This is a genomic window from uncultured Agathobaculum sp., assembly GCF_963927765.1.
Classification (GTDB): Bacteria; Bacillota; Clostridia; order Oscillospirales; family Butyricicoccaceae; genus Agathobaculum.
The window spans coordinates 26,427-36,188 of sequence record NZ_CAWVCU010000017.1; the positions used below are offsets into that span (position 1 = coordinate 26,427).

Sequence of the window (9,762 nt, forward strand, 5' to 3'; positions counted from 1 at the left end):
TCCTCTTATCGGAATGGAATGCCGTCTGAGGTAAATACATTCAGGCGGTGATGGGCGCAGAACGGAATGTCGAACTGCGACAGATATTGCCGTATGGCACGAGTCAGGTATTCTGGGCTCATGTTGTTGTTGCCGGCCGCAGTAGTCACAACTGCAACGACTTCTCCATCTATTTCAGACAGCGTCAAGTCGCGCATCAATTCTTTCATGTTGACGGTCTTTTCACCGCGCTTGCTGCGCTTGACGATTTCGACCTTCTGCCGACCAAACAGCTCCCGCACGGCGGGCAGAAACCCGGATGGGATGCCATCTTCAAAACCCCAAGTAATACGGTATTGTGACCATGCAATCGCACCGACCTTCATACCGCCATCTTCCAGCGGATAAATTTCAATGGCACGCAGTCCTTCTGGAAAAACGTCATTGAGCGCTTCAACGGCATTTTCCGGAACGGCATCGGCGATGATGTTGAAATCCAGAAATTCGCATTCACCGGAATAACCGGTTGAAAGCGGCAATGCCACAGACACATAGGCATGCTGATTAAAACCTTCTGTAAACCAAAGCGGCATCTGGCATCGAGCCATTGCGCGCTGCATGGTGTGCATCAGATCAAGGTGGGAGATATACTTGGCTCTTCCCTCTTTGGCAAATTTCATTCGTGCTTTAAACATGACACTTGCCCCCTTCCAGCAACGCATTTGCGCCACAGCCTGCACATTGCTGCATGCAGTCGGGTGTAATCATTGCATCACGCGAGCGTTCCCATTCGCGTTTTAAATGCTCTTTGCGCGTGCCGCAGCCGATATGATCCCACGGGAATACCTCATCCAGTGGCCGCTGGCGAGAAGCATAGAAGGCCGGATCAAGCCCGCAATCAGCGAAGGCTTGCATCCATTTCTCATAGTCAAAGCACTGATCCCAGCCATCCATTTTACAGCCGCGCTTCCAAGCCAGATAGATCGCCGCACCCTGCCGTCGGTCACCACGGGCGATCACGCCCTCCAGCACTGAGGTTTTGGCGTCATGCCAGTTATACGTTACGTTGCGTGTGCGCATGATCTCCTTCATATGCGCCTGCTTATCGACGAACTGTTCCAGCGTATCCTGTGCATCCCACTGGAACGGGGTTTGCGGCTTGGGCACAAAGCATGAGGCCGAGGCTGTGATACGAACACCGCGCGCTTTGTTATTTGTATTCATGCGCCAGCAATAGGCGACCTTTTTGCAGATTTCCGAAATGCCGTCTAAATCTTCGGTTGTCTCAGTCGGCAAGCCAATCATAAAGTACAGCTTTACATTGTTCCAGCCGCCCTGAAACGCGATTTCGCATGCATGCAGCACATCTTCTTCGCGGATGTTTTTATTGATGACATCACGCAAGCGCTGTGTGCCGGCCTCGCATGCAAAGGTCAGGCCGCTTTTGCGTGTTTTCTGTACACGCTGCATAAGTTCTGCACTGAAGCTGTCCGCACGCAGGCTGGGCAGTGAAAGGCTGATATGCCGCGGTTCGCAGTAGTCCAGCATGCATTCGGTCAAGCCAGACAGATCTCCGTAATCGCTGGTAGAGAGCGAGGAAAGTGAAATTTCCTCATAGCCCGAGTTCTTGAGCACCGCCTCTGCTTGCTTGAGCAGCGTCTCCTTTGATTTGGTGCGCAACGGACGGTAAGTGTGTCCAGCCTGACAGAAACGGCAGCCGCGCGGGCAACCACGGAAGAGTTCAATCATGGCGCGGTCGAACACAATATCGGTCGACGGCACTACAAAGGATTCCGGATAATACATGGTATCCAAATCCTTGACAATACGCTTTTGTACGAGCGCAGGGGCACCGTGCGTCGGTGTGACATGGTCTATCGTACCGTCTTCATGGTAACTCACTTCATACAGCGACGGCACATACATGCCGTCGATCTGTGCCGCAGCAATCAGGAATTGCTGTTTGCTCCAGTTCTCTCGCTTGGCTTTGCGATACAGATCGGTAAACTCCAGCATAATTTCTTCGCCGTCACCGATCATAAATAGATCGACAAAATCAACCAGCGGCTCTGGATTATAGGCACAGGGACCGCCACAGGCTACAATGTGCTTGAGTTCTGTGCGATCTTTTGCCAACACTGGTATGCCGCCAAGATCGAGCATGTTCAAAATGTTGGTAAAGGACAGCTCATATTGTAAAGTGAAGGCGATAATATCAAACTCATAGAGTGGATCGCCGCTTTCCAAACCGTACAATGGAATATCATGAGCACGCATTTCCGCTTCCATGTCAATCCATGGTGCACATACACGCTCACACCAGATCCCCTTCTGGTCATTTAGCAGTCCATACAAAATACGGGAACCCAGATGTGACATAGCAACTTCATAGGTATCCGGGAAACAGAAAGCGAAGCGCAGATCAACTCCTGCTTTATCTTTTGTCACTGATCCCCACTCGCCGCCTACATAACGTGCAGGCTTTTGCACGCGGGACAGAATAGCTTCCATTTTCTTATGCAAGTTGGTTTCCTCCAAAACAAAATACAAAATAATTATAGCATAAAACGAGCAAAAAGGCCATACCGTCTTGCGCCGGCATGACCCCCTTTTTGCTTTACTTGATGCCCAATATGCGGGCTGCATTCAAAACAGTTAACACGGTGAGCAGCACATCTGCTGCAACAGCCTGCCACATATAAGCTACGCCTACCAACGTCAGCAACGCCAGCAGGATCTTTATCAGAATGACAACTACCATATTTTGCAACGCAATGCTGTGCGTTCTGCGGCAAATACGAAGCGCATCGCTGAGCTTAGTCAAATCATTGCTCATCACCAAAACGTTGGTCACAGACGCGGACTGCTGCGAACCCGAAACACCCATTGCGATACCGACATCCGCCATTTTGAGTTCCTCAATATCGTTGACGCCGTCTCCGACATAGGCCGCTGTGCCGTCTGTTGGAATGGTTCGCATGAGAAACTCCATTTTCGAGGCTTTTTCCTCTGGCTGCAATCCGAAATGCGTGGTATCAATACCAATTGCCTCGGCGGCCTGGTGGGTAGGCAACTCTGTGTCACCCGTCAGGATGACCGTGCGAAGGACGCCCTGGCTTTTTAGTCCCTTGACTGTCTCGGCTGCTTCTTGGCGAACCGTATCCTCGAGCACAATCGCACCGGCATATTCGCCTTCGTATGCGATATATACCACTGTACCCGGGATATCCGGTACACCCTTCACACCGCGGGAAACCATCAGTCTGCGGTTACCGGCCAAGAGATTGTGGTTGCCGATTCGCGCCCGCACACCGCGACCAGGGAATTCTTCAAATTCACTGATCTTCTGCGGCACACTGGGATAAGCCGCTACAACAGCGCGCGCCACCGGATGCTGTGAAAACTGCTCCGCTGCAGCCGCCAAAGCCAAGCAGCTTTCCTGATTAAAGTCCTGCGTGCCGTGGATTTCCTTTACTCGGAGATTGCCTGCTGTTAAGGTCCCTGTTTTATCAAACACAACCATACGCAGTTCAGCCATTTTTTCAATGGCCTCGCTGCCTTTTACATGAATGCCCTTTTGCGTTAATCGACCGCTGCCGCACAAAAAGCAGAGCGGAACCGATACTGCCAGCGCTGTCGGGCAGCAGACCACCAGAATGGTTAAAGCACGGTAAATCCAGTTGGCCATGGAGGTACCGGAATTGAACAGCGGCGGAATGATCGATAGCAGCACTGCCAGAACGATGATGACCGGAATGATCCGCGCAGCGCCATGTGCAACACTATCTTCAAGCGCAGCCTTCTTCTCTTTCCCCTCTTCTTGGACGCGTAGGATTTGATTGACTGCGCAATCCTCAAACCGGGCAACAGCCCGCAACAGAAGAAGCGAACCGGTATATAAGCTTCCGGCCAGCACTTTTGCGTTTTTGGAAACCGGTACAGGCTCATTTTCGCCAGTCAAAACAGTATCATCCACTGTACCTTCGCCACGCAGTACAATGCCATCAATTGGTATACGTTCGCCCGAACGAACCAGAACAAAGTCGCCTTTTTTTATTTCGCTGGGAGTAACTTGCCGTTCTTCCCCCTGCATATTGACTACCGATGCACGGTCTGGAATAAAATCGGTCTGTTTTGTAAGAGATTTATGTGTGGAGGCCAAAACCAAGTCGCTGACAATTTTTCCTACATCATGCAGGATTAAAATTGCACTGGCTTCGGGGCGGTTGCCCAACAAAAATGCACCCAAAGATGCAATGAGAATCAACAAATATTCGTCAAAATATTTGCCGTGAGTGAAATGATGTGCCACTGTTCCGACAATCGGCAATACGGTAATCAAATAGGCGATCAGGTAGAAAACAAATCCAACACCTGTTTGCCGCAGTAAAACACCGAAAATTAGAAAAATTGCTGCAATTGCCAGACGTATCAGGGTAAACCGCATATCTATTGGAGACATCGCCTGATAGGGTACTTCCGCACCGGATGCACCGCGTTTTGCATTCTCACGACGCAGACGTGTCTGCTCACGGCGACGCATGCGCGCGTGATACTGTGCGCGTTCTATCAGCGTCATGCCATCTGTTTCGTGCGAACCGTTCGGAGCAACAGTCAATGCCGTTTCTGTTACGGGCGGCAGTTCGGCAGCTTCGTCGTCATCGTCCTCCTGCGCACTGTCTGCTGCCGCTTCAGACGCTTCTTCCGCATCAATTGGATCGGGAGACTGCTCAGATACGTTTACGTCCTCGTCTGCATCACTGAGATTTTGCGCCTGTTCTTCCACCGGTTGTTCGGTCGTTGCATCCACTGCAGCAGCTGCCATTTGATCCGCAGATGACCCTACATTGGCAGAATCAGCCTCATGCGCAGCAGATTCAGAGCCTTGAATCTCGCCTTCCAATCCGGCGAGGAGATCGTTTAATAACTCAGTCGGAGAAGGCAAATCCTCCCCTGTTCCGAAGGACGGAGAACCCTCATGATCCAACTCTGGTAATGCGCTGCTTTGTTCGAGTGGTTGTTCTTCTGCTTGACCCGCATGACGGGTGTTTTTGTCACTCATTCATCTATCCCTCCTGCACATGTGCGATTCCCTGTGCCAAAATGATTTGGATATGGTCATCGCAAAGCGCGTAATACACAGTTTTTCCGTTCTTTCTGCTTTTCACAAGGCGAGCCTGTTTCAAAAAGCGAAGCTGATGGGAGATGGCAGACTGGCTCATTCCCAATAGAGAAGCAATATCGCAAACGCATAATTCTTCTGTCACCAGTGCGGTCAAAATTCGAAGACGCGTTTTATCGGAAAAAGCCTTAAAAAAATCCGAAGCTGCGGAAGTGATTTCCTCACAAGGCATGGCAGCGCGTGCATGGGAAACGGCATCCGTATGAACAACATGTTCTTCGCAGCATTCGGCCTCTTCATGGGGACGCATAACAGCCAACCAAATCCCTCCCGCAAATATAATTTTCTATTAGATAATAGTATCATTGAAATGCTATCCTGTCAAGAATTCCTCAATTGATGCCAGAACACGTCGAAATGCAATTGACAGCGGAATATCAATTCCTGTATGATGAGAAAAATGGGGTGATGAGTGGTTTTCAGAACAGCTCATTGAAGGAAAGGTGAAAGAGATGAAAAGAAGGCTTTGTGCTGCAATTTTGATGCTGATATTCCTGTCAGGTACTTGTGCGGGGGCGTGGGATGATGCAGGTAGCATTCATATGAGCCAATGGGCGGTCAGTGAAGTGCAGGCAGCTTATGACAGCGGTGTTATTTCCACATCATTTGATCTTGGAACAGACTATACGAGACCTATCACACGAGGAGAGCTTGCACGACTGACGGTGGATCTGATCGCACATGAGGGGCAGATTGCTATTACCGATTTAACGGCTCAGTTGGGTATCTTCTTACAGTCGGTTCCGCTTACACCGGCGCAATCTGATGCGGAATCAGCTAAATCCGACTCATCATCCGAGGTATCGGATAACGGTGATGGCATCTGCCCGTCTGTAGATGAGCCTGCTGAAAATATCGCACCAGAGAATGGTGTAAGCGAAGAAATGCCGATGGAGGATGTTGTAGAGGATAGCACGGATGATGCTGCTGAAGATCAGGATACGAACAGCAGTGAAGGCGATTTCGTTGAGCCACCTCTGGAAGAAACACAAGAGAATGTGACAGACTGGAGTGACCCGCTCGATGGCGGCTTGCCCTTTGTTGCTGACGGCAGCTTTCAAGACACGCAGAGTGTATACGTCGAGATTGCTGCGCGTCTAGGCATTGTTAATGGTTCAAACGGACTCTTTCGCCCAAATGATCCTGTATCGCGGGCAGAGGCTGCTGCAATGATGCAGCGCTGCATGAATGTGTTGGGTTGCTCTGAAGCAAACCAGCAGCCGCAGCAGTTTTCGGATAGTTATGAAATACCTCGCTGGGCTGTCCCAGCAATCAAGTATATTTCCGGTCGAACGGATGTAACCGGCCAATCCATTATGGGGGGTTCTGACGGGAAATTTAACCCGCTCGGAACCTATACGGTGGAGCAGGCAATTTTGTCTTTGCGGCGCATGCAGTCCTCGCTGGCAGTGACTGCGGTGGCGGATGGTTGGCGCGAAGCGCCCGGCTATGACAGTGTGCAGCTCGCACTCACCTTTGGCGGAGACTGTACATTAGGCCGTGGACATAATTTTGCATATAGTAATTCATTCGATGAAATGTATGATTTGAAAGGGCCGTCATACTTTTTCTCCGGCATTTCGGAATTCTTTAACGATGATTTGACGATGATCAATTTTGAGGGCACACTGACCACTGCTACTGTTCACGCCAATAAAACCTTTGCCTTTAAGGGGCGTCCGGAATACGCCAAGGTGATCGATGAAGGAAGTATCGACGTGGTTTCGGTCGCTAATAATCATTCAATGGATTATTTGCAACGTGGCTTTGACGATACGGTTCGGTATCTTTCCCCTTATGTTGCTGTATCCGGATACGCACGCATGCCGATCGTCACGGTAAAAGGTGTACGCATCGGCTTTGCCTCCAATGTCGGCTGGTCGTTTGATACTGCACAGAAAAATTTCATTGACGATGCAATCCGCAATTTGCGCCAGCGCGGTGCGGAACTGATCGTTTTTAACTATCATTGGGGCATTGAGAAATCCTACCATAGCGATGCGACGCAGCGAGCCATCGGGCATTACTGCATTGATCAGGGTGCAGATCTGGTGATTGGGCACCATCCCCATGTGGTGCAGGAGGTAGAGATTTATAATGGAAAGCCGATCGCATATTCGTTGGGCAATCTGGTTTTTGGCGGAAACAATAACCCTTCGGATAAGAATTGTCTGATTTTCCGTCAGAATTACACCTTTGATCTGAATACTCGCACGGTTTCTGCTTCTTCGCATCAAGCAATTCCCTATAAAATATCCTCCGTATCATGGCGCAACGATTATCACCCAACCAAAGCTTAAGTTGCTCAAAAGGATGTTGATGTATGAAACGTTTTTCCTATTTACCGCAAAGACTGTTTGTCTTGCTCATCGGCGTCGCCGTAACAGAATTCGGCAGCCAGCTGTTTGTGGCGCTGAATGTGGGCGCAGACCCGTTTATGATTCTGGTGCTGGGCATTTCACGTCAGATTGGTATAAGTTATGGACAAGCCAGTACTATACTGATGCTAATCTGTCTGCTTGGTATTTTCCTATTTGACAAACGATACATTTATCCGGGTACGCTCTTTTGTATTTTCTGCCTTGGGCCGCTGGTGGACTTTTATGCCTATCTGTTTAGCTGTTTTCTGCCACAGAACCGTCCCCTCCTCCTCACCGTTCTTTGGCTGGCACTCGGCTGCATCATTGTTTCCATTGGAATTGGCATTTCTGTGCGTTCGGAGGCCGGCGCTTGTGCCAACGATTTGGTTCCAGTGATCGTTCATGAGCATTTGCCGTTTTTACAGCTTCGCTGGACGCGGATGATCTAGGACTTTGGATGTATTGTAGCCGGTTTTGCGTTGGGCGGTACGCTGGGAATCGGTACGATTATTGCACTGACGCTGTATGGACCGGGGTTACAGTTTTTTCTGCCGGTTGCCAACCGGCTGGCTCGGGTTGTCGGTCTGCCGCAAAGCAATATGGGATAAATATAAAAGACACGCCGTGTGCTTGGCGTGTCTTTTGTGTTTCTGTTGTTTACTTCATACTGCCCTTGGTGCCCCAGTTAGCAAATTCGCTGTAGGTCAAATAGATACTATCTTCCGCAAGTCCGGTCGTCTCCTGCACGGCTGTAAAGGCAGCTTCGGTAAACGCTTTTTGATTGGCAAACTCCGTTGATCCATAGCAGCGGACATCCAAAAACGCAAGTTCGCGTTTTTCGCCTGCAAAATACATGGTATGCCCGTCTGCAATATCCACCATCAGTGCTTTTTCCGTTTTTCCAGGAATGACGCTGATTTTTTCTCCCAAAGCGGACTTGAGTGCATCTTTTTGTGCATCTGATAATTTTTTTGAAGTTGAAACGCCGATATATGGCATGCTTTACACCTCGTTTTCAAACATTTTCTTTATTATAGCACGGTAGTCTCCATAGGACAAGACAGACAATTTATAAACGCTTTGTTAATTTTGCTCAAAAACAATGCACATTTGTATGTTTATGTGGTATGATATTAGCAATGATCTTAGTTGCCGAACGGATGTGTGCTTATGAATATCAAGTGTACGCAAAATATTTATAAAAGCGCAAACGGTGTATCGAATGTCACATACTACATTCTTGTGCCGGAGAAAACGGAAGTGCGCGGGATTGTGCAGCTTTCGCACGGCATGTGTGAGTATTTTTCACGTTACACTGCGTTCGCCAAATATCTGTGCAGTCTCGGTTTTATTGTCTGTGGTAACGACCATATTGGACACGGTGCTTCGGTTGCTCGTTCCTCTGAGTTGGGCTTTTTTGCAACCCGTGACGGCTGGAAGTACCTTGTGCAAGACGTCGAGCAGCTAACTGATCTGATGCAGCAGCGCTATCCCGATCTTCCTTATTTTTTGCTTGGACATTCCATGGGCTCGTTGATTGCCCGGCTTTATTTAACCGAATACGGAGATAAACTATCCGGCTGTATCTTAATCGGAACCGCAGGACCGACTGCCGCCGCTGCCAGCGCTGCACATCTGGCCGATTCTATTGCTCGCTCTCGGGGTATGACGTATCGCAGCGGCTTTTTATCCTCCCTGACATTCAAAGGCTATAATCGAAAAATCAAGAATCCGCATACCGTATTTGATTGGCTCAGTCGGGATGAAAACGTGGTATCCCTTTATCAATCGGATGAAAAGTGTAATTTTATTTTCACGGCAACCGGTTTTCGCGATTTATATACCCTACTTGCTAAATCCAACTCTTCCCATACTTTTCGCCGCACACCGCGTAATTTGCCTCTGCTGTTCTTGTCTGGTGATAAAGATCCTGTGGGGAAATATGGAGAAGGCGTTCGCCGTGTTGTGAACCTCTATCGTGGTGCAGGGGTAAAAAATATTGAGGTCATTTTTTATAAGGATGCACGGCATGAAGTGCTGAACGAGCTCGGTCGGCTGGATGCTTTCGGGGATATTTCTCGCTGGCTGGAAAATCAGCTTGCCGCACAGGCAGAATCTGAGGTTCAGGCGGTCAATTGATTTTGCGTTCCATGCATGAAAAGGGCGCGTTGCAGAAATGAAATCTGCAGCGCGCCCTTTTATGCGCCGTCCAAAGGAGTATGTAGCCGATAGGTTGTGGAA

General features: G+C 49.3%; 8 protein-coding genes. 3 read left to right on the plus strand and 5 right to left on the minus strand.

What is annotated here, in order from left to right:
* Window positions 1–5 precede the first annotated feature (5 nt).
* The 4 genes from ABGT74_RS01120 to ABGT74_RS01135 form a co-directional block, all read right to left on the minus strand.
* Window positions 6–674 carry a TIGR03936 family radical SAM-associated protein gene (locus ABGT74_RS01120; protein ID WP_346704116.1) on the minus strand — a complete coding sequence of 223 codons (669 nt, stop codon included), beginning with the start codon at window positions 672–674 and terminating at the stop codon, window positions 6–8.
* Window positions 667–2,490: a TIGR03960 family B12-binding radical SAM protein gene (locus tag ABGT74_RS01125; RefSeq protein ID WP_346704121.1), complete on the minus strand. Its 1,824-nt coding sequence runs from the start codon at window positions 2,488–2,490 to the stop codon at window positions 667–669. The genes ABGT74_RS01120 and ABGT74_RS01125 overlap by 8 nt, the downstream gene beginning before the upstream one ends.
* A 106-nt stretch (window positions 2,491–2,596) precedes the next feature.
* A complete protein-coding gene (locus tag ABGT74_RS01130) occupies window positions 2,597–5,041 on the minus strand; it encodes a heavy metal translocating P-type ATPase (RefSeq protein WP_346704117.1) in 2,445 nt (814 codons plus the stop codon).
* Window positions 5,042–5,045: 4 nt separating this feature from the next.
* On the minus strand, window positions 5,046–5,411 hold the full coding sequence (locus ABGT74_RS01135) for a metalloregulator ArsR/SmtB family transcription factor (RefSeq protein WP_346704122.1): 366 nt from the start codon (window positions 5,409–5,411) through the stop codon (window positions 5,046–5,048).
* A gap of 202 nt (window positions 5,412–5,613) precedes the next feature.
* Between ABGT74_RS01135 and ABGT74_RS01140 the strand changes: the two genes are divergently transcribed.
* Complete coding sequence (locus tag ABGT74_RS01140; RefSeq protein WP_346704118.1) at window positions 5,614–7,461, plus strand: CapA family protein; 1,848 nt, start codon at window positions 5,614–5,616, stop codon at window positions 7,459–7,461.
* Window positions 7,462–7,484: 23 nt separating this feature from the next.
* Window positions 7,485–7,970 carry a hypothetical protein gene (locus tag ABGT74_RS01145; RefSeq protein ID WP_346704119.1) on the plus strand — a complete coding sequence of 162 codons (486 nt, stop codon included), beginning with the start codon at window positions 7,485–7,487 and terminating at the stop codon, window positions 7,968–7,970.
* A 208-nt stretch (window positions 7,971–8,178) separates the two neighbouring features.
* On the opposite strand, the gene ABGT74_RS01150 is transcribed toward ABGT74_RS01145, so the two are convergent.
* Complete coding sequence (locus ABGT74_RS01150) at window positions 8,179–8,520, minus strand: phenylpyruvate tautomerase MIF-related protein (RefSeq protein WP_297282642.1); 342 nt, start codon at window positions 8,518–8,520, stop codon at window positions 8,179–8,181.
* Window positions 8,521–8,691: 171 nt separating this feature from the next.
* On the opposite strand from ABGT74_RS01150, the gene ABGT74_RS01155 reads away from it, so the two are divergent.
* Window positions 8,692–9,660 carry an alpha/beta hydrolase gene (locus ABGT74_RS01155; RefSeq protein ID WP_346704120.1) on the plus strand — a complete coding sequence of 323 codons (969 nt, stop codon included), beginning with the start codon at window positions 8,692–8,694 and terminating at the stop codon, window positions 9,658–9,660.
* Window positions 9,661–9,762: the final 102 nt, after the last annotated feature.

Bases quoted from the DNA above. Each gene is read 5' to 3' on its own strand.
- ABGT74_RS01120 (WP_346704116.1), bottom strand. From the start codon at position 674: ATGTTTAAAGCACGAATGAAATTTGCCAAAGAGGGAAGAGCCAAGTAT.
- ABGT74_RS01155 (WP_346704120.1), top strand. From the start codon at position 8,692: ATGAATATCAAGTGTACGCAAAATATTTATAAAAGCGCAAACGGTGTA.
- ABGT74_RS01135 (WP_346704122.1), bottom strand. From the start codon at position 5,411: ATGCGTCCCCATGAAGAGGCCGAATGCTGCGAAGAACATGTTGTTCAT.
- ABGT74_RS01145 (WP_346704119.1), top strand. From the start codon at position 7,485: ATGAAACGTTTTTCCTATTTACCGCAAAGACTGTTTGTCTTGCTCATC.
- ABGT74_RS01150 (WP_297282642.1), bottom strand. From the start codon at position 8,520: ATGCCATATATCGGCGTTTCAACTTCAAAAAAATTATCAGATGCACAA.
- ABGT74_RS01140 (WP_346704118.1), top strand. From the start codon at position 5,614: ATGAAAAGAAGGCTTTGTGCTGCAATTTTGATGCTGATATTCCTGTCA.
- ABGT74_RS01125 (WP_346704121.1), bottom strand. From the start codon at position 2,490: ATGGAAGCTATTCTGTCCCGCGTGCAAAAGCCTGCACGTTATGTAGGC.
- ABGT74_RS01130 (WP_346704117.1), bottom strand. From the start codon at position 5,041: ATGAGTGACAAAAACACCCGTCATGCGGGTCAAGCAGAAGAACAACCA.